The organism is Halorubrum sp. SS7 (genome assembly GCF_005435055.1).
Lineage (GTDB): Archaea > Halobacteriota > Halobacteria > Halobacteriales > Haloferacaceae > Halorubrum > Halorubrum salinarum.
In genome coordinates this window covers 1-538 of sequence record NZ_SGXV01000258.1, presented here as the reverse complement: position 1 = coordinate 538, position 538 = coordinate 1, and the positions used below count along the sequence as shown (strand labels likewise).

The following is a 538-nucleotide window of genomic DNA, read 5'->3' as shown; positions in this document are numbered from 1 at the left end:
CAGTAGATTCCTGTCCCGGTTGCTCGGATGGTAGGCCGATATCGGCAGAAAGTATATCGAGAGATTCGCACGCCGGATGTGCTGATGGCAAACTCGGAGTCCCCGCAGGAAGCGTATCTCAAAGCCTTCGCAACTCTCCACAATGCCATCCTCTAACCTTGACACCCTTTCGGAGAACCATGGAAACCCGTCGAAACTCGACCGACCGCGATCGGCTCACTCGTCCGCCGGTCCCGTGCGCCCCGACCGGTCGGTCGATTTCATGCGCTCCGAGTAGTCCCACGCGTGGAGCCGCTCCGGTTCGATCCGGATCTCGACTTCCTCGCGCTCGGGCCGCAGCAGTCGGTCGGCGGTCGCGTTGTCGACCCCGCCCAGATATCTGCGCAGGAGCGTTCGAAGGAGTCGCTTGTCGTCGTCCGGCGCCACCGTCGCGTGACCGCGGCCGCGGACGCCCTTGTACGGGGGGTCGTTCGTCGACACGTCGAAGGAGACGTGATCGTCGTGTTCGACGAACTCGACGAGGTCGGCGCTCGCGCTC

1 pseudogene is annotated in these 538 nt (G+C 63.6%); it reads right to left on the bottom strand.

The features are described 5' to 3' along the window. Window positions 1-216: 216 nt before the first annotated feature. Window positions 217-538 (bottom strand): annotated as a pseudogene (locus EXE44_RS17920) (pyridoxamine 5'-phosphate oxidase family protein); the annotation flags it as partial.